This is a genomic window from Autumnicola musiva, from assembly GCF_031846585.1.
Lineage (GTDB): Bacteria > Bacteroidota > Bacteroidia > Flavobacteriales > Flavobacteriaceae > Autumnicola > Autumnicola musiva.
This window is the reverse complement of record NZ_JAVRHK010000004.1, coordinates 53,334-77,561: the sequence shown is the minus strand read 5'-3', so window position 1 is coordinate 77,561 and position 24,228 is coordinate 53,334. Positions and strand designations below refer to the sequence as shown.

Below are 24,228 nucleotides of genomic sequence, written 5' to 3'. Positions count from 1 at the left end.
TCTAAAGCTAAATCGGGATTGAAAAACTCCTTCACAATCTATAATGCTTCGGCAGGATCTGGAAAAACATTTACCCTGGTCAAAGAATATCTTCTCCTGCTTTTTGAATCGAAGCGGAAAGAAGAATATAGAAATATTCTAGCGATAACTTTTACAAATAAAGCGGTGGACGAAATGAAAACCCGCATTATTGATAGTCTCTCGGCATTTTCTTCTGAAGAAATTCCGGAAAAATTTCAGGGACTTTTTGAAGCAGTTTGCAAGGAATGTAAACTGAGTAAGCCCGAAATCAGGCAAAAAGCAGGTTTCATTTTAAAAAACATTATTCACAATTACGCTGCTTTTGAAGTCTCTACCATAGATGGATTCACTCACCGGGTATTGCGAACTTTTGCCAAAGACCTGGGGCTGCCGGTAAATTTTGAGGTGGAGCTGGGACAGGAAGATATTCTTATGGAAGCTGTTGAAAGCCTGGTTAACAAAGCAGGGAGTGATAAAACTCTTACCCGCATACTTTTAGATTTCACCTTAAATAAAGCAGATGAAGATAAAAGCTGGGACATAACCAGGGATCTTTTTGAAATCTCGCGGCTGCTCGTTAATGAAAATAATCACGCTGCACTTCAGCAGTTACGGGGAAAAACACTGGAAGATTTTCAAAGTTTTGACCTTAAACTAAAAGAAATTGCTGCCTTTGCCCAAAATGAAATCAATGAAACTGCTAAATCCTTTTTTAAGCTTATCCAGGCCAATGGCTTTGAAGAAAAAGATTTTACCCGTGGTTCTGTTCCCAAACATTTTAAAAAACTGCAAAAATCCGAAGCTGTTAAATTTGACGCACAATGGGCACAAAATATAGCTGAAAGCACGCTTTACTCAAAATCTCTCAATGCTGGAAAAAAAAGAATTCTGGACCAGCTACAACCTGAAATTGTTAATTTCTTCACCACATCCAAAGAAAATTACTTCAAAATTGAATTCCTGGAAGAAGTAAGAAAGAGGCTTGTGCAGCTTTCCCTCCTAAATGCCATAAATCAGGAAATCGAAACCATCAAAAAGGACCGTAACCTGGTGCTTATTTCAGAATTTAATCCACAAATAAGCGCCCAGGTCAAAAATCAGCCCGCTCCGTTTATTTACGAACGCCTCGGAGAGCGGTACAGCAATTATTTTATTGACGAATTCCAGGACACTTCTCAAATGCAATGGGAAAACCTTATCCCGCTTATTGACGCCAGCCTTGCAGGTATGGAAGAAGAAACACCTTCACGCTTAATGCTTGTGGGGGATGCAAAACAATCCATATACCGCTGGCGGGGAGGAAAAGCTGAACAATTTTTAAATCTTAGCAATCACGGCAATCCTTTTTCTACCCAAAAAGAAGTGGTAAACCTCCCGGCAAACTATAGAAGTGCAGAAGAAGTGGTACAATTTAATAATGATTTCTTTGGATTTGCTGCGGGATACCTTAGCCATCCCGATTATCGTGACCTGTTTGAAAAAAGTTTTCAGCAGCCGACTGCGAAAAAAGGAGGATATGTAAATATTTCTTTCTTAGAAGCTGAAAACCGGGAAGAAGAATTTGAAATTTATCCTGAAAAAGTCCTGGAAATCATTCAAAATCTTGATAGCAAAAATTATACAAAAGGAGATATATGTATCCTCACCAGGAAGAAAAAAGAAGGGATCGCTATCGCCAACCATTTAAGTGAAAAGGGTATCGCAGTGGTTTCTTCAGAAACCTTGTTGATATCTAATTCTCCTAAAGTTAACTTTATTGCAGATCTTCTGTCCTTTTCGCTTAATCCTGAAAATGACCTGCTGAAATTATCAATTTTCAACTATTTACAGGAGGAACATGAATTTCAAAACCCATACCAGATTATCAACCAGAACATTAGCCGGAATGGAGATGATTTTTTTAACTGGCTGAAGAATAAAAACATTGATTTCAGTCTAAACCGGCTGCTGCAGCTCTCCCTCTATGAAGCGGCAGAATACATTATTCGTAGTTTTCACCTTATAGAAGATTCAGACGCTTACCTGCAGTTCTTCCTGGACTTTATTTATGAAAACAGCCAAAAAGCTGCTGTGGGTATTTCAGAATTTCTTGAAACCTGGGAACGGGAAAAAGAAAGGCTGAGCATTGTGGTTCCGCAGGATGAAAATGCGGTTCAAATTATGACTATTCATAAATCTAAAGGCCTGGAATTTCCAGTGGTAATCTATCCTTTTGCAAATGCCGATTTTAATGATACCAAAAGAGATAATCTTTGGCTGGAAATGGAAGAACCCATTAAGGAAATTCCGGTAAGCTACCTGAGCGCCTCTAAAAAAATGCTCAACTGGAATAACAAATCCGGCCAGCTATACGAGGAGCTAATGCATCAAAAAGAACTGGATACCCTGAATGTTTTCTATGTAGCCTGTACCCGTGCTTCAAAACAACTATACCTGCTTTCCAATTATGAAACAGACAAAAACGGGGAGGCCAGGACAAACAAAATTTCGGGGCTGCTCATGGAGTTTTTGAAAACTAAAAATCTGTGGAACAACGGGAATTCCTATGAATTTGGTGAAATGGCAGAATCACAGCCCCGCAAAGAACAGGCACTTCAAAGCAATTTTCAGCAACATTTTTATTCTTCAGCAACACAGGGCAAGGCGGTAAATATTGTTACAAGATCTGGTTCCCTGTGGGATACCAGGCAGCAGGGGGCGATAGAAAAAGGAGAAATTGCACATGAAATCCTTTCAAAGATAAATTCCGCAGCAGATATAGAATCTGCTGTAAAAGAAGCGGTTACCGATGGTTTGATTTCTTCGGAATATGTGCCGGAAATAAGTACCCTACTGGAAAAAATCTGTAGTCATCCAGATCTTGCTCCGTTATTTACCACCAATACCGGCAATCTTAATGAAAGAAGTATTCTTACTGCTAACGGGCAAAAGCTAAGGCCCGACAGGATAGTTCTTCTGGACAACAAATGTACAATCATTGATTATAAAACTGGTGGAGTAGCTGAAGCTCATAAAAATCAACTTTACGGTTATGCTGAAGTTTTGGAAGATATGGGCTATGAGGTGGAGAACAGAATCCTGGTCTATATAAATGATGAGGTTTCCCCATTGTTTGTATAAAAGAAATGTAATTTTGTAAAAAACGAAATTTATGTACGGAAAAATAAAAGAATATTTAGAAAAGGAAATTGAGGAAATAAAAGAAGCGGGACTTTATAAGAAAGAACGTATAATCACCACCCCACAGGATGCTGTAATTAAAATTTCTTCAGGACAGGAAGTAATTAATTTTTGCGCCAACAATTATCTTGGGCTTTCTTCTCATCCCGAGGTAATACAGGCTGCCAAAGACACTATGGATACCCATGGCTTTGGAATGTCCAGCGTTAGATTTATCTGCGGAACTCAGGATATACATAAAGAACTGGAACAAAAAATTGCCGATTTTTACGGAACAGAAGATACTATACTTTACGCCGCAGCCTTTGATGCCAACGGTGGTATTTTTGAGCCTTTGCTTACCAAAGAAGACGCCATTATCTCAGATTCCCTGAACCATGCTTCTATAATTGATGGAGTTCGGCTTTGTAAAGCTGCCCGTTACCGTTACCAGAACAGTGATATGGCCGATCTTGAAAAACAATTAAAAGCTGCCAATGAGGATGGCGCAAGGTTTAAAATAATAGTTACAGACGGTGTATTTTCTATGGATGGCCTGGTAGCCCCACTTGATAAAATATGTGACCTTGCAGAGAAATATGATGCCCTGGTGATGATTGATGATTGCCATGCCACAGGTTTTATTGGAGATATGGGAATTGGAACCCTTGAAGAAAAAGGCGTATTAGGAAGAGTGGACATTATTACCGGCACTCTTGGGAAAGCTCTGGGTGGAGCAATGGGTGGCTACACTACAGCCAAAAAGGAAGTTATTGAAATCCTGAGGCAACGGTCAAGGCCTTATCTTTTCTCAAATTCCCTGGCTCCTGCTATAGTTGGAGCTTCCATAAAGGTATTTGATATGCTGGAAAAGGACGATTCCTTAAGAACAAAACTTAAGGAAAATACCGAGTATTTTAGAAAGGGCATTAAAGAAGCCGGATTTGATATTATAGAAGGTGACGCCGCAATTGTTCCGGTAATGCTTTATGAAGCCAAACTTTCCCAATTAATGGCAGATAAACTTCTGGAAAAAGGAATTTATGTAATAGGTTTCTTTTACCCCGTAGTTCCAAAAGAACAGGCAAGAATAAGGGTACAACTATCTGCCGCCCATGAAAAGGAACATCTGGACAAAGCCATAAAAGCCTTTATAGAAGTTGGAAAAAATCTTAAAATAATCTAAACAACAGAGGGGTGAAAATCTTAAATTTTCACGTTACCAAATAATCAAATCGTGCGAGAGGTACCGTTATACAAGGATCTATTAAGAAAACTTTATTATTTCTTTCTTTGTTAATGAGGATGAAGCCCATACTTTTGTTTAAGTTAACACTTAAAACTAAACTATTGAATATGAAACATTTTAGCAAATTCCTTTTAGCTTCAATGTTGTTTCTTGGGATTACTTCGGTAAATGCTCAGGATGACAACAACCCGTGGGCTATAGGTATTCAAACTAACGCGGTAGACTTCTATCCAACTGGCGAAGACGCACCGGGACAGGGCGGTTATTTTGACCATTATTTCCAAACAGAAAACTGGAACATCCTTCCTTCTGTTTCCAGGCTAACTGTAGGGCGTTATATAGGCGCTGGTTTTGTAGCAGAATTTGCAGGATCTATTAACCAGATAGACCAATTTGGTTCTGAGTCTATTCCGCAGCTTTCTTACTATTCCGCAGGACTTTCTGCAAACTATAGTTTAAGGGCCCTTCTTAATGACGGATGGTTTGATCCGGTAATTGGTGTGGGTGGAGACTACAACTGGATTGGAGATCAGGATTCTGATAACCTTCAAAATTTTGATGGTGCCACTCTTAATGGTAAAGTAGGATTTAACTTCTGGTTTTCAGATAATATTGCTTTAACCGTTGAATCTAATTACAAGCATTCTTTTGAAACTGAAAGTGCTTCCCACTTTCAACATGCTGCCGGTATAAAATTTGTCTTTGGAGGTACCGATACAGATGGTGACGGCATTTATGATAAAGATGATGAATGTCCCGAAGAAGCAGGCCTTCCTGAATTTAACGGATGCCCTGATTCTGATGGGGACGGTGTAGAAGATCGTATGGATGACTGTCCAGATGAAGCAGGCCTTGCACAATTTAACGGATGTCCTGATTCTGATGGAGACGGCGTGCCTGATAATGAAGATGACTGTCCAGAGGTTGCCGGTTTGGCTTCAATGAACGGATGTCCAGATTCTGACGGTGACGGAGTTGCCGATAATGAAGATGATTGTCCAAACGAAGCAGGTCCCGCTGATAATAACGGATGCCCTGAAGAAGATACCGATGGTGATGGTATAATTGACGATGAAGACGATTGTCCAGAGGTTGCCGGTACAAGAGCTAATAATGGATGTCCTGAACCAACCGCTGAAGTTGTTTCTGAACTAAATGAATATTCAAATACAGTATTGTTTGATCTTAATAAGGCTACAATCCGTACTGAATCTGAAGAAGCATTAAATTCAATTGCTGAAATCATGATGGAATATCCAAATACAATATTCCACATTGAAGGACATACTGATAGTTCTGGAAGTGATGATTATAACCTTCAACTTTCTAAAGAGCGTGCTGCCTCTGTAAGCGATTACCTTGCTAACCAGGGTATCCCATCCAGCAGATTAACTTCTGAAGGTTATGGAGAAACTCAGCCTATCGCCACTAACAGTACTTCTGCCGGAAGACAGGAGAACAGACGTGTAGAGATTTCTTTAGACAAAAATAAAGAGGTTAGAAATTCTTCTAACTAAGATAATAAGGAATTATTTTTTACCAAAAACGCTCCGAGTCATCGGGGCGTTTTTTATTTTTATAACATGAAATCATTTATAAAAAAGGTTCTTGAAAAAGTAATTTCTTCTTCCGAAGAAAATATTTCAGAGTATATCTTCATCCTGCCAAGTAAAAGAGCTGGAGCCTTTCTTCTGAATGAATTATCACACCTAAGTGACAAAAGTATTTTTGCTCCGCAAATATTCAGCATTGAAGAATTTACCGAAAAAATCTCCGGCCTTAAGGGCATAGATAATACAATTTCGATTTTCGAATTTTTTGAAGTCTACCAAAAATGTACCCCAAAAGAAGAGCAGGAAGATTTTGAAACATTTATGAACTGGGCACAGACCCTAATTCACGATTTTAATGAAGTAGACCGTTACCTTATCAACCATAAAGAATTTTTTAATTATCTCTCTGAAATTCAGGATATTAATCATTGGTACCTGCAAAAAGAAAAAACCGAGCTTATAAATAATTACCTGCGCTTCTGGCATACGCTTCCAAATTATTATGAGAAGCTCCGGGAGCAATTATTATCTAAGAAGCAAGGTTATCAGGGGTTAATTTACCGCGAAGCAGCTTCAAAAATTTCAGATTATTTAAATAATAATTCCCGCAAACACATATTTATAGGTTTTAACGCGCTTAATGCCGCTGAAGAAAAGATCTTTCAGGTTATGCTGGAAAAAACAGCCGCTGAAGTTTTTTGGGACATAGATGAAGTTTTTCTACAGGACAGGGAACATGGAGCATCCCTGTTTATCCGGGAATATTTCCAAAAATGGCCATTTTACAGTGCCAGTTCTAAACCTGCTCCTATTAGGGAATATGCCTCTGAAAAAGAGATAAAGATAACAGGAGTTCCAAAAAATATTGGCCAGGCAAAATATTTAGGTGAGATTCTGGCAAATATGGATCCTCAGCAACTTCAAAAGACAGCGGTGGTGCTAGGAGAAGAAGATTTATTGCTGCCTGTTTTAAACAGCCTTCCGCCCAATATAGAAGCTCTGAATATTACCATGGGTTTTCCGCTGAAAAACGCTCCCCTGGCATCTCTTTTTGAGAAACTTTTTCAACTTCACCTCAACGGTGAGAAAGAATACTATTATAAAGATGTTCTTGCAGTGCTTAACCATCCGGCTATTGCTGGAATTCCTGAAGTTCCGGTAACAGAAATCGGTACTAAAATTAATCGGCAGAATCTTGTTTACCTAAAGTCTGAAAAAATCTTGTCCGTAGAAACGTCAACTGAAGCTACTATTCTAAAGGCATGTTTTCAGCGCTGGCAGGATTCACCAGAAAATGCTTTGCAAAAGCTTCAGGAGATGGTCCAGCACATAAAGATTCACCTGAAAACTTCAGAAGACCAATTAGGACTGGAATTTTTATATCAATTTCATGTGCTTTTCAATAAGCTGGAAAGCCTTTTAAAAGATTACCCTCACATTAAAAATCTTAAATCACTCTATCATTTTTACAAAGAAATAATGAGTACCCAAAGCCTGGATTTTCAGGGAAGACCTTTCCAGGGTTTGCAACTAATGGGCATGCTAGAATCCCGGGCACTGGATTTTGAAAATGTGATCATTACTTCATTAAATGAAGGCGTTTTACCCGCAGGAAAATCAAGCAATTCCTTTATTCCCTACGATCTTAAAAAAACGTATCAACTGCCAACCTACAGGGAAAAGGATGCTGTTTATACCTACCATTTCTATCGTTTGTTACAGCGTGCAAAAAACGTACATCTTCTTTACAATACGGAGAGCAGCGGACTTGGCGCCGGGGAAAAAAGCCGGTTTCTCACTCAACTGGAAATTGAAAAGCAACCTGCTCACCATTTGATTAAAAACATTGTGGCACCCAAAGTTAATATCGCCTCACCAAAACTTCAGGAAGTTAAAAAAACTCCTGAAGTTATGGAAAAATTAAAAGATCTTGCTGCCTACGGTTTTTCTCCTTCAGCACTCACCACCTACATTAGGAATCCGCTTGACTTTTATCATCAATACATATTAGGAGTAAGAGAGCAGGAAGCGGTGGAGGAAACTGTTGCTTATAATACTCTGGGTACAGTGGTACACGATAGTCTTCAGAATTTTTATGAACCTCTGGAAGATCAATATTTATCTGAAGAAATTATTACCGGGCTTCTTAAAAAAGTAGATACTGAAGTCAGGCTCCAGTTTCGAAATTCCTATACACAGGCACCTATGGACAGCGGCAAAAATTTATTGATTTTTGAAGTAGCAAAAAGGTACCTGATCAACTTTTTAAAATATGAATTGCAAAGATTAAAAAGCGGGGAAGAAATTAAAATTTTGCAGATTGAAAGAAATTTGAAAACGCCCGTTGAAGTAAATCAACTGCCTTTTCCGGTATACATTCGCGGAAAAGTAGACAGGGTGGAAAATTATAACGGTATTACCAGAATTATTGACTATAAAACCGGAAAGGTTGAACAAAATAAAATTGAAATTGTAGATTGGGAATCTATAACAACCGATTATGATAAGTACAGCAAAAGTTTTCAGGTGCTTTGTTATGCTACGATGTTGAATGCAGGCCAAAATTTTGTTCAACCAGTGGAAGCCGGGATCATTTCCTTTAAAAATATGAAAGGCGGATTCCTGAAATTTTGTAAAAAAGACAAACCAGGGCAAAGGAGTGGAAAAAAAACGCAAGTTGACCATGATATTTTAGAAGCTTTTGGTGCGGAATTGAAGATATTAATTGCCGAAATATGCAATCCTGAAATTCCTTTTATCGAAAAAGAAGTAAAACAAATATTCGGAAGCTATTGATGCGAGCCGTTAAAATTGAAATGAGATGGAAATCACAAAGAAAAAAAACCTCCTTTTTGAAGGAAAACATGAAAGACCAATAGTAACTGATATTTTTTTTCAGGAAGATAAAAAGCCTAAACCCGTTATAATTTTCTGCCACGGCTATAAAGGGTTTAAAGACTGGGGCGGATGGGAAAAGATGGCTGAACGCTTTGCAGAAGATGGCTACTTTTTTGTGAAATTCAACTTCTCCCATAATGGTACCAATAAAGATAATCCAACAGAATTTTTAGATATAGAAGCTTTTGGAGATAATAATTACACCAAAGAGCTGGACGATTTACAATCGGTAATTGATTCGCTTCTGTTACCTGATTTCACTTATGCTCAAAATCTGGACGTTTCTTCTATTAACCTTATTGGCCATTCCAGAGGTGGCGGAATTGCAATTATAAAAGCTTCCGAAGAAAAAAGAATCACCAAACTAATTACTTTCGCATCTGTAGCCGACTTTGGTTCACGTTTTCCTAAAGAAGATATTCTGGAAAAATGGCAGGAAAAAGGAGTGCGTTATATCACTAATTCCAGGACCGGCCAACAGCTCCCGCATCACTACCAGTTCTACACCAATTTCCAGGAAAATGAAGAACGCCTGAATATTAAAAATGCCGCGGAAAAACTTGAAATACCACACCTTATTGTACATGGAAGTAACGATACCAGTGTTTCCATAGCAGATTCCGGGCAATTATTTGAATGGAGCCCGGCGCCAAAACTTTTACTGGTAGAAAATGCCGATCATGTTTTTGGGATGAAGCATCCCTGGAATGAGGCAGAACTCCCAAAAGAGTTTAAATATGTGCTGGACAATACCCTGGAATTTATTAAAGCCGATAATCAGGAATTACTGGACGCTTATGGAGATTAGGGCTTAAGTTAAGACATAAGAAAAACTTTCTAAACAAAAAACCACTGCAAATGCAGTGGTTTTTGTGGAGAATATCGGAGTCGAACCGATGACCTTTTGGCTGCCAGCCAAACGCTCTAGCCAGCTGAGCTAATCCCCCGTTTACACGGCAAATGTAATAATTTTCTTTAAATAAAGAAATCTTTTATTTTTTCTATTTCCATGCCCAGGATTGCCACAGAAAAAGACCTTCATAATCTTAAAAAACTTACCCAGGCCTGTGCCCTTGCTATGCGAAACAAAGGCATTTTTCAATGGAATGAACATTATCCTTCCCTTGAACGCCTTGCTGAAGACGTTCAAAAAAAGGAACTATACGTGAAGGAGGTAAATAATAATATTGAAGGAATGATTGTTTTGAGTGCCTTTATGGACGCAGAATATATACCTTTAAAATGGCTTACTAAAAGCGAAAATAACCTTTATATTCATCGGTTGGCCACCAATCCTGAAAATTGGGGATGTGGAACAAGAAAAGAACTTATGGATTTCGCAGAAGATTTTGCCAGGAAAAATAATTACGAGTCAGTGCGGCTGGATACCTTCAGTCAAAATAAAAGAAATCAGAAATTTTATGAATCCCGTGGCTATATAAAGCTTGAAGATATTTTCTTTCCGAAGCAAAGTAAAGATCCTTTCCACTGTTATGAATTAATACTATAGCCATCATCTAATGGCGAAACCTTTGTAAATATTATATTTGCAGATTAAAATTCGCCGTGAATACTTCCGTTAGCTTTAAAAATATAAACAGGATTGCCATCCCCGCTATTATTGCCGGGATAGCTGAGCCCCTCATCTCCCTTACTGATATTGCGGTTATAGGAAACGTGGGTAGAAATTCTGTAGAAGCCCTGGCTGCAGCAGGCATAGTAGGCTCTTTTTTATCGGCCATTATTTGGATTGTGGCGCAAACAAAAACGGCCATTTCAGCAATAGTTTCTCAGCATTTAGGGGCAAACCGGCTGCATGCGGTTAAAACTTTAATCCCGCAGGCAATCACTTTTAACCTCATCTTCAGCTTACTTATTTATGTGGTTACCGCTTATTTCGCAGAAGCCATTTTTAGTGCTTATAACGCAGAAGGACTTATTCTTGAATATGCTGAAGAATATTATCAAATCCGTGCGCTGGGTTACCCGCTAACGCTGGTTACTTTTGCAATTTTTGGTATTTTTCGCGGACTTCAAAATACCTTGTGGGCCATGAAATGCAGTTTAACCGGTGCCGTAATAAATGTGGCACTTGATTACTTACTGGTATATGGAATAGATGGTTATATTCCTGCCATGCACCTGGAAGGGGCGGCATATGCGAGCCTTTCGGCTCAGGCTGTGATGCTGGTAATGGCATTGTGGTTCTTTTTTAAAAAAACTCCTTTCCATATGAAGCTGAGTTTTAATATTAATCCCCAAATGCGGCCGCTACTGCTTATGGCGGCCAACCTGTTTGTACGTACGGCAGCCTTAAATTTTGCCATATATCTGGCTAATGCCTACGCTACAGATTATGGCAAAAGTTATATCGCCGCGCAAAGTATCCTAATGAATATCTGGTTATTTTTCAGCTTTTTTATAGATGGTTATGCTAATGCTGGAAACGCTATTGGAGGGCGGCTTTTAGGAGCCAGAGATTACCGAAATCTTTGGGAACTGAGCAAAAAAATTAGTTTATACGCTGTTTTGATCGCTCTTATCCTGATGGCCATCTGCGGAATGTTTTATGATGAGATTGGATGGCTTTTTAATAAGGAAGCCACGGTACTGGCATTATTTTCATCGGTGTTTTGGATTGTTTTAATTATGCAGCCTGTAAATGCAATTGCTTTTATGTTCGACGGAATTTTTAAAGGACTTGGGGAAGCCAAATATCTGCGGAATGTTTTACTGGTGGCAACCTTTCTTGGCTTTACTCCTACGCTGCTCATTTCAGATTACTTCGGATTGAAGCTCTACGCTATATGGATGGCGTTTTTTGTATGGATGCTTATAAGAAGCAGCGCGCTGGTGATCCAGTTCCGAAGAAAATATCTTAATAAAGAAGTTTAAAACGAGTACTTCTGAAAAATTCGTAGCAAATCGAACTTTCAAAAAGGTCAATTACTGACTTCTAAAAATTATGTACCATAAATTTCGAAGCATTTAAAATTTTCCTCTCTGCACTTTTCACTCAAATAGATCAGTTTCAAAAACAATCACCGACCTTCAGAACTGAAGCTTTTAATAAACTATATTTTTAATTACTTAAATTTGAGAAAAAGCAAAGAAAATGAGCACCACAAGAAAAAACGGAAGTTTGTACACCAACATAGAAAATAAAATCGCTACGCTGGAATTCGGGCATCCCGCCAGCAATTCTTTTCCTTCAGAATTACTTAAAAGACTGGAAAAGGAAATCAATAAACTTTCTGATGATGAAGCAGTGAATGTGATTATCCTTAAATCTGAAGGAGAAAAAGCATTTTGTGCCGGTGCCTCCTTTGATGAACTTATGGCTATTGAAAACATGCAGCTTGGTAAGTTATTTTTTTCAGGTTTTGCCAATGTGATTAATGCAATGCGAAAATGTAAAAAACTTATTGTTGGCCGCGTACAGGGAAAAACAGTGGGTGGCGGCGTGGGTCTTATAGCTGCCTGCGATTATGCTATGGCCACAGATGCTGCATCTATAAAGCTTTCCGAACTGAGCATTGGAATAGGCCCGTTTGTGATTGCACCTGCAGTAGAACGGAAAATGGGTGCCGCCGCCCTGGGAGAACTAACTTTGGCTGCACATGAATGGAAGAACGCATACTGGGCGAAGGAAAAGAATCTCTACGCCAGGGTTTTTGAATCAATTAAAGATTTAGATAAAGAAATAGAAATTTTTACAGAAAAGCTGGCTTCTTATAACCCGCAGGCACTTCTGGAAATGAAAAATATCCTTTGGAAAAATACAGAGAATTGGGATAGCCTGCTTCAGGAAAGAGCAGCGATTTCCGGGGAACTGGTACTTTCAGATTTTACCAAAAATGCACTATCGAAGTTTAAAAAGTGACCTTATAATTTAAAATATCAGCTTAAATTATAAAGGTCTTTTGAAAAAAATTTTGAAATTATCGCTACAGCTGCTTTTTTTGCATCAGCCGGAATTCTGTTTTTCATCATTAGATCAAAAAAACGTCTAAAGAATACTTAAGCCGGTAATATTTTAAATTAGAAGAACCTCATTCAATAAATCCTTTGTAACTTGTTTATTCTGGAAAAATTCAATTAATAATATGACCGTGCTTCAACAACATTTGCCACAAGATCGTGACGCCAGCCAGGAGCAAACCTGGGGTTTTTCAGTATGGGAATTTATTTCCGGAAACTGGCCCTACCTTCTGGCTGTAATATTTATACTGGCTATATTTTTCTATGCACGGTACAATTGGAGAAAAAGACACGAAAAATGATGCAGCAGGAAACCCCTTCCGGAGATGCCTGGGAAATCCTTAGTTTTTTAAGCGGTTACGGCTTCTGGCTAATTATTGCGCTTATTCTTGTTTTTGTAGTTTTTTATAAAAAATTCCGGGAATAATTACCTGGTTTTAAGCCAGCCTGTAATACTCAGGCGTTCCTTTTTTACTGGTTTTACCTCATGCTCCAAAACCTGACTTTCAAAAATTATCAGCCTCCCCGGAAAAGGGAAAAAACTTTCTGAAGTTTCGGCGGCGCCCTTTTCTTTATATATCACCAGTTCCCCTCCGTTTTCCGGCTGCCAGTCTTCCTGATTCAGGTAACATACAAGAGAAAGTTTCCTCCTGCCGTCGTTCTGGAAAGTGTCCAGATGGCGCTTATAAAAAGTCCCTTCCGGATATAAGGCATAATGAAACTCTTTGGTAAGAATTCCCAGAAAACAGGTTTTATTCAGGTAATCTACCAAAGCATTTATTTTATCAAAAAATATGCATTCCGCTGCTCCGGCTTCGGCTTCATTTAACCACAAAATTGCATCTCCCCGTACCGATTTTAAAACAACTTCATTAATACGATTGCCTATAGCCGCTTTTTTAAAATTATCCTCTTTATATTTCTGCAGGAGCGATTTCCGCAAAATTTCTACTTCAGCTAAATCAAAAAAAGAATCAATTACAGCATACTGTTTCTCCAGTAAATCGGAAATTATCTGCTCATAAAGCGGATTCTCTTTAAATTCCAGCTGGTCAAATAATTCTTCTGTTGCCATTTCCATGATGAAAAAAATTTTGCAAATATAGATCAGAAAATGATAGGTTGGATAAAAATTTTTAGCCTCAAAAAAACTTTATCTTTGCAGCAAATTCAATCAGGATGAGTAAAATAAGAATCACAAAACAATTCTCTTTTGAAACCGGTCACGCACTTTACGGCTACGATGGCAAATGCCGCAATGTACACGGCCATAGTTACAAACTGGGCGTTACCGTAATTGGGGAACCTATAACGGACGATAAAAATGTAAAATTTGGGATGGTGATAGATTTTGGTGATCTTAAGAAAATTGTGAAGTCTGAAATTGTGGATAAATTTGACCATGCCACCGTTTTTAACAAGAATACCCCACACCTGGAACTCGCCGAAGAATTAAAATCCCGCGGCCACCACGTAATCCTGGTAGATTATCAGCCTACCAGCGAAAATATGGTGATAGATTTTGCTGAAAAAATCAGGAAGCACCTGCCTGCACACATCGGCTTGTTTTCCCTGAAACTGCAGGAAACCGAAACTTCTTTTGCCGAGTGGTACGCTTCAGATAACGATTAGGGCGCAACCCTTACGGGCCGGGCTATCCGCTTTTAGTCCCGCAAAAAAGCGGGAGCTACCCGCTTCTATCCCTTGCGCAACAAACACTGCGAAGCGACAGCCGAAGCAATCTGTTTGTAATTTTGTCCAAACATTATTTCCACTTCAAATTAAAGATTGCCGCGCTACACTCCGTTTCGCTCGCAATGGCAATCATACTTCCAATAGCTCCTTCCCTTTTTCAAGGGAAGGTGGATTAATCTTCGAAAGAAGATTAAGACGGAAGGGTAAAAACGGAATATTCTCAAACCTGGCAGGTTTCAAGAACCTGTCAGGTGATACCGTAAACTAATCCTCTCCAATCCGAAATTATTTATCTTTACCCTCCAGAATCCAAATTATGAACATCCCGCACGGTAAAAAAGTTTACTTTTCAAGCGATAATCATCTAGGTGCTCCCACACAGGCAGAAAGCCGCCCGCGGGAGAGAAAATTTGTAAAATGGCTGGATGAAATTAAACAAGACGCAGCCGCCATTTTTCTTATGGGGGATTTATTCGATTTCTGGTTTGAATATAAGCATGTGGTTCCCAAAGGTTTTGTTCGGGTATTAGGGAAACTGGCCGAAATTAAAGACAGTGGAATCCCTGTTTATTTTTTTGTGGGAAACCACGATTTGTGGATGAACGATTATTTTGGGGAGGAACTCAACATTCCCGTTTTTCATAAACCCCGGGAGTTTGAATTCAACAATAAGAAATTCCTCATTGGCCATGGCGATGGACTGGGCCCCGGAGATAACGGTTATAAAAAGATGAAAAAGGTATTTACGAATCCTTTTTCCAAATGGCTGTATAGATGGTTACATCCGGATATTGGAGTACCGCTGGCACAGTATTTTTCTGTTAAAAACAAAGCAATTTCAGGAGAAGAAGACCAGGAATTTCTGGGGGAAGAAAATGAGTGGCTTATACAGTACTGCAAGCGAAAACTGGATAAAAAACACTATGACTATTTTTTATTCGGGCACCGGCATTTACCTATTGAATTTAAGATAAAGGAAAATTCAACATACATTAATACCGGCGACTGGATAAACTATTATACTTACGCCGTGTTTGATGGGAAAGAATTAAAATTGAAAAAATTACGCCAAGAGCAGGCTTAATTTTTACAAATATCGCTCACATATGTATAAAGGTTTACCTTAAACAAAGTGCCTTCAATAAGATCTGAGATTTCTTCCAGTTCTTCCCGAGTTACTGCAAAATCCATCTTCAGCAAAGGAGACTTCACCAAAATGCTCCGACAGTTTTTTTTATCGCACTTGCAGCAATTATGCTGTGCGGCGGTTTGAATATTCCCTGCCAATTGCACAAGCTCATCTTTCCGCAGATAAAAACCCATATCTTTAAATACCAGCTGAATACGATTGGGATCGGCATTTAGCTCAGGACTTTGCCATCTAAAAGCGATACCGAATTTATTGTGATAAATTACATCTACATCTTCCATCTCTGAATGTATTTACCCAAAGATAAAATTATTATTTAAAACCAATCTAAATAATAAGAATTATTCTGCAATATCCTTTAACCTCAGCTGCAAACTAATATTGCCATTATAATGATTTTCATCTATGGAGTAGGCTGCTTTAAAAATTTTATGTTTTCTAATAATCTCCAGTTTTTTGCCCAGTCCAAAGCCTATAACATTAAAAACAGGGTTTTCCCCTTCCTGTTTTACCTGGCATTTTAAATGACTTTCATCGGCTCCAACACATTTTCCATAGCCGGTATCCCTTAGGTTACAGGTAGTAAATACCGGAGACATGTTGCCGGGTCCAAAAGGCGCAAATTGTTTTAAAATGCGGTAAAATTTAGGGGTGATATCTTTCAGATTTATTTCGGCATCTATGGAAACTTCAGGAGTGAGCAGCTTTTTATCTATCGTTTCAGCCACCACATTTTCAAACTTCCTTTTAAAATTTTCGTATTCCGAAGCAAATAAAGTAAGGCCGGCTGCATATTTATGTCCGCCAAACTGCTCAATATGTTCTTTACAGGCTTCAAGGGCATCATAAACATCAAAACCTTTTACAGACCGCGCCGAAGCCGCCAGTTTTTCACCGCTTTTCGTAAAAACCAGCGTGGGCCTGTAATACGTTTCTGTAAGACGGGAGGCTACAATACCAATCACGCCTTTATGCCAGTTTTCCTGATATACCACTGTAGTATGCCGTTCCTGTTCCTTTAAATCTTCAATTTGCGCAAGAGCTTCAGCGGTAATGCTTCTATCGGCATCACGACGATCGGAATTATAATTTTCTATATCAGCGGCAAATTGTGCCGCGGTATCTTCATCTTCTTCAGTTAAAAGATTTACAGCATGTTGCCCGTGTTTCATCCTGCCGGCGGCATTAATGCGCGGGGCCAGAATAAAAACCACGTCGGTTATGCTTATTCTTTCCTTCTTCACCTGCTTTAGAATGGCTTTAAACCCCGCCCTGGGCGCAACATTAATAACATGCATTCCATGATAAGCCAGGATGCGGTTTTCGCCGGTAATAGGAACAATATCAGCTCCAATAGCCGTAGCTACAAGGTCCAGGTAAGGCAACAGGTTTTCTGTTTCTAATCCTTTTCTGGCGGCCAGCGCCTGAATTAATTTAAAACCAACGCCACACCCGCAAAGTTCCTTATATGGATAGTCACAATCTTCACGTTTTGGATCCAGAATGGCTGCCGCAGCAGGAATTTCGGCACCAGGGCGGTGATGGTCACAGATAATAAATTCTATTCCCTTCTCCTTCGCATAAACTACTTTTTCCACGGCTTTAATTCCGCAGTCCAGCGCAATGATCAGGCTTACATCATTATCTGCAGCAAAATCAATTCCCTGGTAAGATACCCCGTAACCTTCATTATAGCGGTCTGGAATGTAGGTGGCCACGTATGGCGAGAATCCTTTCAGAAAAGAAGACATTAAGGCTACACTTGTAGTGCCATCTACATCATAATCTCCGTACACCAGGATATTTTCTTCGTTTTTGATAGCTTTTTCAATACGCTCCACCGCGCGATCCATATCTTTCATCAAATAAGGATCATGGAGATCTTCCAGAGATGGGCGGAAGAATTTCTTTGCTTCTTCAAAAGTTTCTATTCCCCGCTGCACCAAAAGGGAAGCTACAGGTTTTCCAACACCAAGTTTTGCAGCCAGGTGAGCTACAGTTTCTTCATTAGGTTTGGGTTTAAGGCTCCAGCGCATTTCCATAAAAAATAATAAATTTAAGGTAGTAAAGAAAAATGGTTATTTGGGCTGCAATGCCGTTTCTTTAAAATGAATTCCTTCCCAGCCGGATTTCATAAAATTCCTGATATTTTGATGCCCTTCTCCGTTAGGCTGCTTTAATACCTGCTCAAAATAAACCTCTCCAAAACAAGCCAGTGTTTCCTCTTTATTCAAATTATTCCTTTTTGCGAAATAAAAGATCTTACAACTGCCGTTGTTTTCTCCGGCTGCATTTTTTATCTGACCATTTTTAAAGGCAACAGGTGTGAAATAATAATTTTTATCTATAACTTCCATAGTACGCCCAAAGGTATTAGCTCGTGGATTTTCTTTTAAAAAATTTAGAAATTCTTCAGTTTTCATTTTATAGTAGTTTGCTGCGAAGATGCCAATAAAATTTAGGCAGACACAAAATTAGCCATTTTAATAAACTCTTTTTTATGCTTATTTTACCATCATAAATTTAGCAATGAAAAAGATTAAAGGACAACTGGTAGATATTGAATCACGGGAAATTTTCCCTGCAGAAGTTAGCATTGAAAATGGAAGAATTGCCAAAATTGAAAGGAAGGAGCATGATGTGAAAACTTATATTATGCCCGGCTTTACAGATGCGCATATCCACATAGAAAGCTCTATGCTGGTGCCTTCAGAATTTGCAAAACTGGCAGTGGTTCATGGCACCGTAGCAACCGTATCAGACCCCCATGAGATAGCTAATGTGCTGGGAAAAAAAGGTGTTGAGTTTATGATCGAAAATGGAAAAAAAGTACCGCTTAAATTTCATTTTGGTGCGCCTTCCTGTGTTCCCGCGACTGAATTTGAAACTGCCGGAGCAGAGCTTGATGTAGATGACATAAGAGACTTAATGGCTTCTCCCGATATCTACTATCTTGCTGAAGTAATGAATTATCCCGGAGTTCTTGCAGGAAATTCAGAAGTGATGAAAAAAATTAACTGGGCAAAGTATTTTAAAAAACCGGTAGACGGTCATGCCCCGGGACTACGTGGTGAAAGTGCCTGGAAATATTCTGCAGCCGGTATTTCCACAGATCATGAATGTTTTACTTATGAAGAAGCCAGGGAAAAACTTTCCCTGGGAGTAAAAATAATTATAAGGGAAGGTAGTGCAGCTAAAAATTTTGATGCGCTCATAGACCTGCTACCTGAGAATTATGAAAATATGATGTTTTGTTCAGATGACAAACATCCGGACGATTTACTGCTAGGCCACATCAATGAACTTTGTGCCCGCGCAGTAGAAAAAGATATTGACCTTTTTAAAGTGTTGCAGACGGCATGTATAAACCCGGTGAGACATTATAACCTCCCGGTGGGATTGTTAAATGAAGGGGATGCTGCCGATTTTATTGTGGTGGAAGATCTAAAGAATTTTAAAGTGCTGCAAACTTTTATAAATGGAGATAAGGTAGCTGAAAATGGTAAATCCTCCATCCCTTCCGTAGATTTTGAAAAGCCGAATAACTTCCATACTTCTTTAAAAAAGCCTGAAGAATTTGTGGTTAAAGCCGAAAAGAAAGATACCAAAGTGATTGAGGCTGTTGACGGCGCTTTAATTACCAATGAACTTCAATTGGAAGGTCTTAATGAAAGCGGAAATTTAATTGCAGATACTAATAATGATATTTTGAAAATTACTGTAGTCAACAGATATGAAGATGCGCCCCCGGCCGTTGCTTTTATAAAAAATTTCGGCTTGAAAAAAGGTGCAATTGCCAGCTCTGTGGCGCATGACTCCCATAATATTATTGCCGTGGGTACTTCAGATGAAGAATTATGCAATGCGGTGAATTATATTATAGAAAGTAAAGGTGGGATTTGTTCAGTAGACGGGCAAAGTGTAAAATTGCTTCCCCTGCCTGTGGCCGGGATAATTAGTGAAAAAGACGGTTGGGAAACCGGGAAATTATATGAGGAAATTGATGCTATGTCCAAAGAACTTGGCAGCACACTAAAAGCTCCGTTTATGACGCTCTCATTTATGGCTCTACTTGTAATACCCGATTTAAAACTGTCAGATAAAGGGCTATTCAGCGGAAAAAATTTTAAGTTTGTTAATTCCTAAAAATAAATCGGTCACTAAATGTTGATAAAGAAGATGTAATGGTTTTGGCAATCTTCAACAAATAAAATATTAAAAACAGAGGTATTCAGAATTCTGACCGGAAAGGAAATAATATCAATTCAGGTATCCTCCTCCAAAATTTTCCTTATGATTTGCTGCACTTCAGGAACCATTTTTTCCTCAAACCAGGTGTTCTTCATTCGCCAGAAACGGTTTACGGGAGAAGGATGAGGTAAAGGAAGATATTCCGGCAGAAAATCCTCGAAATTGGATACTTTTTGAGTAAGGTTTCTATTAGGGGAATCGGGCAGATAACTGCCAGCAGCATAAGCACCAATCAAAATTTTCAACTTTACATCTTTAAATTGGTTAAGGACATTGTGGTGCCACAGCGGAGCACATTCTTTCCGTGGCGGGAGGTCTCCGGTTTTTGCTTTACCCGGATAACAAAAGGCCATTGGTAAAATTGCAAAATTGGAAGTATTGTAAAATGTATCGTCATTTACGCCCAGCCACTCCCTTAATTTTTTACCGCTCTGGTCCTTCCAGGCAATACCAGATTTGTGGACAACCCGTCCCGGCGCCTGGCTTATAAGGATGATTTTTGAATTTCGGGAAGCTTCAATTATTGGACGCGGCCCTAAGGGCAAGTGCTTACGGCAAACTTCACAACCACGTATCTGCTGAAGTAAATCATCCATTATTTTTTTCCTGCTACTATCACTACAATCTCACCTTTGGGAGGTTTTTGAGTGTAATGCTGAAGAACTTCCACAGCACTGCCTCTTATGGTTTCTTCGTGCAGCTTAGTGATTTCTCTTGAAACGGAGACCTGCCGGTCCTCCCCAAAATATTCTGCAAAATGGCCAAGTGTTTTTAATAATTTATGAGGAGACTCGTAAAACACCATGGTCCTTGTTTCCCCAGCCAAAAGTTTCAGCCTTGTTTGGCGCCCTTTTTTAACCGGAAGAAAGCCTTCAAATACAAATTTATCATTTGGAAGTCCGCTATTCACAAGAGCCGGAACAAATGCGGTTGCCCCGGGGAGACAATCCACATCCACCCCTGCCTCTACACAGGCACGCGTAAGCAAGAATCCGGGATCTGAAATTGCCGGCGTTCCCGCATCGCTTATTAAAGCAATAATTTCGCCGTTTTGTATGCGTTGTACAATGCCATCCACAGTTTTATGTTCATTATGCATATGGTGGCTCTGCATTTGGGTGTTAATATCAAAGTGCTTCAGCAGTTTACCGCTGTTCCGTGTGTCTTCCGCAAGAATAAGATTTGCTTCTTTAAGTACTTTTACAGCACGAAAGGTAATATCTTCAAGATTTCCTATTGGAGTGGGAACAAGATAAAGTTTACCCATAAATTACTATGGTTTCTAAAATTCTTAGTTGAACTTATTCTCAATTTTTTCCAGGAACCGCTGCTCCTGCTCTTCTTTTCCTTCCCAATTGTTATAATCGGGCTTGACCACAAGCTGAATAAATTTATGTGCTTCTTCAAGCGAATCAAAGGTATTCAACTGGGAAAGCACGCGATTATAATCGGCTGTATTGCCTTCAAAAAGATGTTTTATAAAAGAAAGACGTTCATTAAGCCCGATAGTAATTCCCTTTTTCAACCGGTCATTTAAAGATCGTGGGCGCTGCATTTTTCCATTTTGATTAACCGGCTCAAATTTGGGCAGGCTATCATAATCTACCCCAAAATCATGAAAATCGTCTTTCTGCTCCTTTGGCTCTTCCTTTTTAGGTTCTGGTTTAGGCGCTTCGTGTTCAGATGGCTGTTGTGATTCCCGCCTGGCCTGCGGCTGTGATGTGTGAGGCTGTGAAGGTGAATTTGACTCTGGAGGAGTGTGGCGCGGCGGAGTTTCTTTTGAAGATGGCTGTACCTGATGCTGTGTAGGTTCCTGCGGCTCTGGTGGATTTTCCCGATGCTTTGGAATTTGTTCCTCCGTATTTATATTCTGAAACAAAGTATTAAACTGGTCTGCTTCAGGAGGCATTTGGGAAACAATATTCTTGATCTTTTCAGTATTGGGTTCGGTTATCGCATCAGAATCGCTGTATTCGGTTCCATCCGGGGCAAAATAACTGGTGCGCTCCCTGTCTGCCTCCCGGTTTATTTGTTCCTTCTGCGGCTGCTCTGTTACCTTTTCAACCTCAGGTTGGGAAAGGGTTTGCGATTCTTCCATATAACTTTCAGTAAAAGCCAAAAGAGTGAGTTTCTCATAAACCTTCAGCGTCTGGGCTTTTAATTCAGCTATATTATTACTGCCTTTATTATTTAAGATTTTTTCTGCAAGACTAAAAAGTTCCTGTTCTATCTTCTTTTTCATTTTAATGGATTTTATAGCATTGAATGTAATCCGCTTTATCAAAATATAAGCTGGGTTCTTTATATCAGAATTAAAAGGCCTGCAGCTAATTAACTGCTGACCTGGAATAATTATCCAAAATAAGCACCCCGGCCTTTTATAACTTTAGCACCCACACCTTCGGCAAGGCTTGTATTTTTAATAAATTTGTTCCACCTTTATGCGAAACGAGGTTATTCCCATTTCGACTTGAAAATTACAAAATGTTTCTCGAAAATACAGTAAATCACGAAGAGCAATTTGGTTGGATTGAGGTTATTTGCGGAAGTATGTTTTCGGGTAAAACTGAAGAATTAATCCGCCGACTCAAGAGAGCCCAGTTTGCAAAACAAAAAGTGGAAATCTTTAAACCCGCCATAGATATTCGATATAACGAAGAAATGGTGGTTTCCCACGATGCCAGCGAAATTCGCTCTACTCCTGTCCCTTCTGCCGCCAATATAAGGATTCTGGCCGATGGCTGCGATGTGGTGGGAATTGACGAGGCACAATTTTTTGACGATGAAATTGTAACCGTTTGTAATGATCTTGCCAATCGCGGCGTTAGGGTAATTGTTGCAGGCCTGGATATGGATTTTAAAGGAAATCCTTTTGGGCCAATGCCCAATCTAATGGCCACAGCCGAATATGTTACCAAGGTGCATGCGGTTTGCACCAGGACCGGAAATCTCGCCCAGTTTAGTTACCGTAAAGCTACAAATGATGATTTGGTTTTTCTTGGAGAGAACGAAGAGTATGAGCCTTTAAGCCGTGGTGCATATTACAAGGCCATGCTAATGGAAAGAGTGAAGAAATTGGATGTGAACAAAGCCGAGGAAATAAACTCAAAACTAAAACAAAAGAATGCCTAAAGCACAGGAAACAGTACTTGAAATAGACCTTGGCGCACTCGCCCATAACTATAGAACCATACGAGCCAAAATACCGAAGGATGTTAAATTTATGGCGGTTATAAAAGCTTATGCTTACGGAAATGATTCGGTAAGCGTGGCGCAAAAACTGCAAGAATTGGGAGCCGATTATTTTGCGGTCGCTTACATACAGGAAGGAGTAAGGCTTAGAGAAGCCGGAATTTCAATTCCCATTATGATCTTCCATCCGCAGAAAGAAAATTTTGGGCAATTGATAGACCACCGCCTTGAACCCAGCCTGTACAGTGAAAAACTGCTGAAAGAATTTACTGCTTTTGCTGAAGAAAAAAAACAAAAGGATTATCCCGTCCATGTAAAATTTAATACCGGCATGAACCGGCTTGGTTTTACAGAAAAAGAGGTTGAAAGCATTTTTGGAATTTTTTCAAAAACTTCAGCTATAAAATTACAATCTGCATTTTCCCATCTGGCAGCAAGTGAAGACTGGAAGGAAAGAGATTTTACCCTGGGGCAGATTAGTAATTTCCGCAAAATTGCAGCAAGGCTACTTGAAGAATTCAATTACGAACCATTGCTCCATATTTGTAATACTTCTGCTATTTTTAATTATCCTGAAGCCGCATTTAGTATGGTGAGAAGCGGGATTGGACTTTACGGTTTCGGCAATGATAAAGAGATAGATAAACACCTAAAGCCGGTGGGTACGCTAAAAACACTAATTTCCCAAATTCAGCAACTGGAACCGGGAGATACGGTAGGATATAATCGAACTTATAAAGCAGAAAGACCTTCAAAAATTGCAACTTTACCCCTTGGGTATGCCGACGGAATACATCGTAAATACGGCAATGACAAAATTGGTGTTTTTGTTAATGAACAATATGCGCCTATTGTTGGGAATGTTTGTATGGACATAATAATGATAGACGTTACCGATATTGACTGCAAAGAAGGTGATGAAGTGGTTATCTTTGGCGGGCCACAGCATGCCACAAAATTTGCGGAAGCGGGAGACACCATTTCCTATGAATTAATTACGGGAGTGTCCCAACGGGTAACCCGTAAAATTATCTCTGAATAATCTAGAGGGTAAATTCAATTAAAATTTTGGCTATTTT

At 39.3% G+C, this 24,228-nt stretch carries 22 protein-coding genes and 1 tRNA gene; 15 read left to right on the top strand and 8 right to left on the bottom strand.

Annotation, left to right across the window (positions count from 1 at the left end):
- The first annotated feature begins 18 nt into the window (after positions 1 to 18).
- The 5 genes from RM539_RS07325 (at position 19) to RM539_RS07305 (ending at position 9,688) form a co-directional block, all read left to right on the top strand.
- Positions 19 to 3,141, top strand: coding sequence for a UvrD-helicase domain-containing protein (locus RM539_RS07325; protein ID WP_311502735.1), 3,123 nt, complete (start codon positions 19 to 21; stop codon positions 3,139 to 3,141).
- A gap of 31 nt (positions 3,142 to 3,172) precedes the next feature.
- The gene (gene kbl / locus RM539_RS07320; protein ID WP_311502734.1) at positions 3,173 to 4,366 is read left to right on the top strand and encodes a glycine C-acetyltransferase; all 1,194 of its coding nucleotides are present in this window, start codon (positions 3,173 to 3,175) and stop codon (positions 4,364 to 4,366) included.
- Between the two features lie 170 nt (positions 4,367 to 4,536).
- Positions 4,537 to 5,946: an OmpA family protein gene (locus RM539_RS07315; protein WP_311502733.1), complete on the top strand. Its 1,410-nt coding sequence runs from the start codon at positions 4,537 to 4,539 to the stop codon at positions 5,944 to 5,946.
- 66 nt (positions 5,947 to 6,012) lie between these two features.
- Positions 6,013 to 8,778: a PD-(D/E)XK nuclease family protein gene (locus RM539_RS07310; RefSeq protein WP_311502732.1), complete on the top strand. Its 2,766-nt coding sequence runs from the start codon at positions 6,013 to 6,015 to the stop codon at positions 8,776 to 8,778.
- A 25-nt stretch (positions 8,779 to 8,803) separates the two neighbouring features.
- Positions 8,804 to 9,688 (top strand): alpha/beta hydrolase family protein, encoded by an 885-nt coding sequence (locus RM539_RS07305; RefSeq protein ID WP_311502731.1) that lies wholly within the window; start codon positions 8,804 to 8,806, stop codon positions 9,686 to 9,688.
- 65 nt (positions 9,689 to 9,753) lie between these two features.
- On the opposite strand, the gene RM539_RS07300 is transcribed toward RM539_RS07305, so the two are convergent.
- Positions 9,754 to 9,827: transfer RNA gene (locus tag RM539_RS07300), tRNA-Ala, on the bottom strand.
- 62 nt (positions 9,828 to 9,889) lie between these two features.
- On the opposite strand from RM539_RS07300, the gene RM539_RS07295 reads away from it, so the two are divergent.
- From RM539_RS07295 to RM539_RS07275, 5 genes are all read left to right on the top strand, one after another.
- On the top strand, positions 9,890 to 10,390 hold the full coding sequence (locus RM539_RS07295; protein WP_311502730.1) for a GNAT family N-acetyltransferase: 501 nt from the start codon (positions 9,890 to 9,892) through the stop codon (positions 10,388 to 10,390).
- A 56-nt stretch (positions 10,391 to 10,446) separates the two neighbouring features.
- Positions 10,447 to 11,775, top strand: a complete 1,329-nt coding sequence (locus RM539_RS07290; protein ID WP_311502729.1) for an MATE family efflux transporter — start codon at positions 10,447 to 10,449, stop codon at positions 11,773 to 11,775.
- A 220-nt stretch (positions 11,776 to 11,995) separates the two neighbouring features.
- Positions 11,996 to 12,763, top strand: a complete 768-nt coding sequence (locus RM539_RS07285; RefSeq protein ID WP_311502728.1) for an enoyl-CoA hydratase/isomerase family protein — start codon at positions 11,996 to 11,998, stop codon at positions 12,761 to 12,763.
- Positions 12,764 to 12,986: 223 nt separating this feature from the next.
- Positions 12,987 to 13,163, top strand: a complete 177-nt coding sequence (locus RM539_RS07280; RefSeq protein ID WP_311502727.1) for a hypothetical protein — start codon at positions 12,987 to 12,989, stop codon at positions 13,161 to 13,163.
- Complete coding sequence (locus tag RM539_RS07275; RefSeq protein WP_311502726.1) at positions 13,160 to 13,288, top strand: hypothetical protein; 129 nt, start codon at positions 13,160 to 13,162, stop codon at positions 13,286 to 13,288. Before RM539_RS07280 ends, RM539_RS07275 begins: the two co-directional genes overlap by 4 nt.
- Here the strand turns inward: RM539_RS07275 and RM539_RS07270 are convergent, their stop codons facing one another.
- Positions 13,289 to 13,936 (bottom strand): 2OG-Fe(II) oxygenase, encoded by a 648-nt coding sequence (locus RM539_RS07270; protein WP_432264615.1) that lies wholly within the window; start codon positions 13,934 to 13,936, stop codon positions 13,289 to 13,291.
- Positions 13,937 to 14,040: 104 nt separating this feature from the next.
- On the opposite strand from RM539_RS07270, the gene RM539_RS07265 reads away from it, so the two are divergent.
- Both RM539_RS07265 and RM539_RS07260 read left to right on the top strand, forming a co-directional pair.
- On the top strand, positions 14,041 to 14,493 hold the full coding sequence (locus tag RM539_RS07265; RefSeq protein WP_311502724.1) for a 6-pyruvoyl trahydropterin synthase family protein: 453 nt from the start codon (positions 14,041 to 14,043) through the stop codon (positions 14,491 to 14,493).
- Positions 14,494 to 14,872: 379 nt separating this feature from the next.
- The gene (locus RM539_RS07260) at positions 14,873 to 15,640 is read left to right on the top strand and encodes a UDP-2,3-diacylglucosamine diphosphatase (RefSeq protein ID WP_311502723.1); all 768 of its coding nucleotides are present in this window, start codon (positions 14,873 to 14,875) and stop codon (positions 15,638 to 15,640) included.
- Here the strand turns inward: RM539_RS07260 and RM539_RS07255 are convergent.
- Genes RM539_RS07255 through RM539_RS07245 form a run of 3 tightly spaced genes read right to left on the bottom strand, consistent with a single transcriptional unit; the run spans position 15,637 to position 18,129 of the window.
- Positions 15,637 to 15,987 (bottom strand): hypothetical protein, encoded by a 351-nt coding sequence (locus RM539_RS07255; protein ID WP_311502722.1) that lies wholly within the window; start codon positions 15,985 to 15,987, stop codon positions 15,637 to 15,639. The two genes, RM539_RS07260 and RM539_RS07255, sit on opposite strands and share 4 nt — an antisense overlap.
- A 60-nt stretch (positions 15,988 to 16,047) precedes the next feature.
- Positions 16,048 to 17,742: a single-stranded-DNA-specific exonuclease RecJ gene (gene recJ / locus RM539_RS07250; RefSeq protein WP_311502925.1), complete on the bottom strand. Its 1,695-nt coding sequence runs from the start codon at positions 17,740 to 17,742 to the stop codon at positions 16,048 to 16,050.
- A 42-nt stretch (positions 17,743 to 17,784) separates the two neighbouring features.
- On the bottom strand, positions 17,785 to 18,129 hold the full coding sequence (locus RM539_RS07245) for a HopJ type III effector protein (protein ID WP_311502721.1): 345 nt from the start codon (positions 18,127 to 18,129) through the stop codon (positions 17,785 to 17,787).
- A 106-nt stretch (positions 18,130 to 18,235) separates the two neighbouring features.
- Between RM539_RS07245 and ade the strand changes: the two genes are divergently transcribed.
- Positions 18,236 to 19,852, top strand: coding sequence for an adenine deaminase (gene ade / locus RM539_RS07240; RefSeq protein WP_311502720.1), 1,617 nt, complete (start codon positions 18,236 to 18,238; stop codon positions 19,850 to 19,852).
- Positions 19,853 to 19,971: 119 nt separating this feature from the next.
- Here ade and RM539_RS07235 read toward each other — a convergent pair whose 3' ends face one another.
- Genes RM539_RS07235 through RM539_RS07225 form a run of 3 tightly spaced genes read right to left on the bottom strand, consistent with a single transcriptional unit; the run spans position 19,972 to position 22,199 of the window.
- Complete coding sequence (locus RM539_RS07235) at positions 19,972 to 20,553, bottom strand: uracil-DNA glycosylase family protein (protein ID WP_311502719.1); 582 nt, start codon at positions 20,551 to 20,553, stop codon at positions 19,972 to 19,974.
- Positions 20,553 to 21,224 carry a 16S rRNA (cytidine(1402)-2'-O)-methyltransferase gene (rsmI, locus tag RM539_RS07230; protein ID WP_311502718.1) on the bottom strand — a complete coding sequence of 224 codons (672 nt, stop codon included), beginning with the start codon at positions 21,222 to 21,224 and terminating at the stop codon, positions 20,553 to 20,555. Before rsmI ends, RM539_RS07235 begins: the two co-directional genes overlap by 1 nt.
- Positions 21,225 to 21,248: 24 nt before the next feature.
- Positions 21,249 to 22,199 carry a DUF8457 domain-containing protein gene (locus RM539_RS07225; protein ID WP_311502717.1) on the bottom strand — a complete coding sequence of 317 codons (951 nt, stop codon included), beginning with the start codon at positions 22,197 to 22,199 and terminating at the stop codon, positions 21,249 to 21,251.
- A gap of 242 nt (positions 22,200 to 22,441) precedes the next feature.
- On the opposite strand from RM539_RS07225, the gene RM539_RS07220 reads away from it, so the two are divergent.
- Entirely contained in the window at positions 22,442 to 23,089 is a 648-nt protein-coding gene (locus tag RM539_RS07220; protein ID WP_311502716.1) for a thymidine kinase, read from the top strand.
- Positions 23,082 to 24,191 carry an alanine racemase gene (gene alr / locus RM539_RS07215; protein ID WP_311502715.1) on the top strand — a complete coding sequence of 370 codons (1,110 nt, stop codon included), beginning with the start codon at positions 23,082 to 23,084 and terminating at the stop codon, positions 24,189 to 24,191. The genes RM539_RS07220 and alr overlap by 8 nt, the downstream gene beginning before the upstream one ends.
- The last annotated feature ends 37 nt before the right edge of the window (positions 24,192 to 24,228 follow it).

What these genes read in the sequence shown, in the direction of transcription:
- RM539_RS07255 (WP_311502722.1), bottom strand. Translation starts at nt 15,987, where the DNA reads ATGGAAGATGTAGATGTAATTTATCACAATAAATTCGGTATCGCTTTT.
- RM539_RS07280 (WP_311502727.1), top strand. Translation starts at nt 12,987, where the DNA reads ATGACCGTGCTTCAACAACATTTGCCACAAGATCGTGACGCCAGCCAG.
- RM539_RS07235 (WP_311502719.1), bottom strand. Translation starts at nt 20,553, where the DNA reads ATGGATGATTTACTTCAGCAGATACGTGGTTGTGAAGTTTGCCGTAAG.
- RM539_RS07295 (WP_311502730.1), top strand. Translation starts at nt 9,890, where the DNA reads ATGCCCAGGATTGCCACAGAAAAAGACCTTCATAATCTTAAAAAACTT.
- RM539_RS07275 (WP_311502726.1), top strand. Translation starts at nt 13,160, where the DNA reads ATGATGCAGCAGGAAACCCCTTCCGGAGATGCCTGGGAAATCCTTAGT.
- RM539_RS07310 (WP_311502732.1), top strand. Translation starts at nt 6,013, where the DNA reads ATGAAATCATTTATAAAAAAGGTTCTTGAAAAAGTAATTTCTTCTTCC.
- rsmI (WP_311502718.1), bottom strand. Translation starts at nt 21,224, where the DNA reads ATGGGTAAACTTTATCTTGTTCCCACTCCAATAGGAAATCTTGAAGAT.
- alr (WP_311502715.1), top strand. Translation starts at nt 23,082, where the DNA reads ATGCCTAAAGCACAGGAAACAGTACTTGAAATAGACCTTGGCGCACTC.
- RM539_RS07270 (WP_432264615.1), bottom strand. Translation starts at nt 13,936, where the DNA reads ATGGCAACAGAAGAATTATTTGACCAGCTGGAATTTAAAGAGAATCCG.
- RM539_RS07265 (WP_311502724.1), top strand. Translation starts at nt 14,041, where the DNA reads ATGAGTAAAATAAGAATCACAAAACAATTCTCTTTTGAAACCGGTCAC.
- RM539_RS07245 (WP_311502721.1), bottom strand. Translation starts at nt 18,129, where the DNA reads ATGAAAACTGAAGAATTTCTAAATTTTTTAAAAGAAAATCCACGAGCT.
- RM539_RS07225 (WP_311502717.1), bottom strand. Translation starts at nt 22,199, where the DNA reads ATGAAAAAGAAGATAGAACAGGAACTTTTTAGTCTTGCAGAAAAAATC.
- kbl (WP_311502734.1), top strand. Translation starts at nt 3,173, where the DNA reads ATGTACGGAAAAATAAAAGAATATTTAGAAAAGGAAATTGAGGAAATA.
- RM539_RS07305 (WP_311502731.1), top strand. Translation starts at nt 8,804, where the DNA reads ATGGAAATCACAAAGAAAAAAAACCTCCTTTTTGAAGGAAAACATGAA.
- RM539_RS07285 (WP_311502728.1), top strand. Translation starts at nt 11,996, where the DNA reads ATGAGCACCACAAGAAAAAACGGAAGTTTGTACACCAACATAGAAAAT.
- ade (WP_311502720.1), top strand. Translation starts at nt 18,236, where the DNA reads ATGAAAAAGATTAAAGGACAACTGGTAGATATTGAATCACGGGAAATT.
- recJ (WP_311502925.1), bottom strand. Translation starts at nt 17,742, where the DNA reads ATGCGCTGGAGCCTTAAACCCAAACCTAATGAAGAAACTGTAGCTCAC.
- RM539_RS07315 (WP_311502733.1), top strand. Translation starts at nt 4,537, where the DNA reads ATGAAACATTTTAGCAAATTCCTTTTAGCTTCAATGTTGTTTCTTGGG.
- RM539_RS07220 (WP_311502716.1), top strand. Translation starts at nt 22,442, where the DNA reads ATGTTTCTCGAAAATACAGTAAATCACGAAGAGCAATTTGGTTGGATT.
- RM539_RS07260 (WP_311502723.1), top strand. Translation starts at nt 14,873, where the DNA reads ATGAACATCCCGCACGGTAAAAAAGTTTACTTTTCAAGCGATAATCAT.